Origin of the sequence: Providencia sp. PROV076, from assembly GCF_028483405.1 — a bacterium.
Lineage (GTDB): Bacteria > Pseudomonadota > Gammaproteobacteria > Enterobacterales > Enterobacteriaceae > Providencia > Providencia huaxiensis.
The window spans coordinates 1-1,226 of the sequence record NZ_JAMPRR010000072.1 but is presented as its reverse complement, the minus strand read 5'-3'; the positions used below and the strand labels follow the sequence as shown (position 1 = coordinate 1,226).

Below are 1,226 nucleotides of genomic sequence, written 5' to 3'. Positions count from 1 at the left end.
TGCGCAACTAAATCAGGACACTTTTCTTAAGGAATTTTGTTCATACTCAATGGGGGGCAGATCACCGTTGGCAGTATGAAGCCTTTCTTGGTTGTAATAGCGCATATACGCGATAACATCTTCTTTCATCTGTTTCCGAGTCGGCTGTGGGATTTTCAGTACCCAATCGTGTTTTAAACTGCCAAAAAATCGTTCTACAACGGCGTTATCCCAACAGGCTCCAACATCACCCATGCTTGCCCTAATACCATAGCTTGTTAGCAAGCGGCGATATCGCTTACTCGTATATTGAGAGCCTCTATCACTATGAAAGACTAAGCCTTTTTCGGGCTGGCGTAAGTTATACGCTTTCATCAAGGCTTTACTGACTAAATCTGCCGTCATTCGTTTATCGATGTGCCAACCCACAATACGGCGTGAGTATAAGTCCATCACGATGGCTAAATACATCCAGCCTTCCCCTGTTTTTAAATAGGTCACATCACCCGCCCACACTTCGTTAGGTGCGTGAGGATTAAAATTTTGATTGAGTAAATTATCGGCTACGGCATCACTGTGTTTGCGTTTTGTGGTGACTTTGTAAGCAACTCGCTGAGTGACGACTAGGCCAAGCTGAGCCATTAGCTTTTGAACGCCATAAGCACTCACGCTAAAGCCCTCTTTGCATAACCGTTTACGTAACGTTCTATAACCTAAGCTATTTCGACTCTGTTCAAAGATAGCTTTGGCTCTACGGTACAGGCTAAGTTGTTCTGCAGTGATCAATTTTGCTGGGCGTTTAAGCCAAGCATAGTAGGCAGAACGACTTATTTTCATTAACTTACAGAGCTTCAGCACGGGAAACTGTGAAGATAATTGCTTAATCGTTTTAAACGCTACTTGGTTTCCTTTAGCAGGAGGGCGCTGGCTTTTTTTAGGATCTCTTTCTCCATTCTAAGTTCTTTATTTTCTTTTCGAAGCCTTAATAGCTCAGCTCTCTCATCGGCATTCAACCTGCTACCGGATTGTTCAGCGTCGAATTTTGCTTTCCAGTTATAAAGTAATTTATCGGTGATCCCTAATGAAGCTGCCGCTTTTGGGACGCTATAACCTTGTTCGGTGACTAATGCGACCGCTTCTTGCTTAAACTCAGTAGTATAAAATCTGTTTGTTCGTTTTTTCATTTAACACCTCAATAGTTGGATTATATTCCATTATTAAAGTGTCCTGTTTGATTAAAGCAGATC

General features: G+C 42.3%; 1 protein-coding gene. It reads right to left on the bottom strand.

The window, feature by feature from the left end:
• Positions 1–12: 12 nt before the first annotated feature.
• Positions 13–1,163, bottom strand: a protein-coding gene (locus tag PSF67_RS22005) for an IS3 family transposase (protein WP_272677613.1) whose coding sequence is annotated in 2 segments (ribosomal slippage) — positions 13–887 and positions 887–1,163 — 1,152 coding nt in all. Because the reading frame shifts where the segments join, the coding sequence is not laid out codon by codon here.
• Positions 1,164–1,226: the final 63 nt, after the last annotated feature.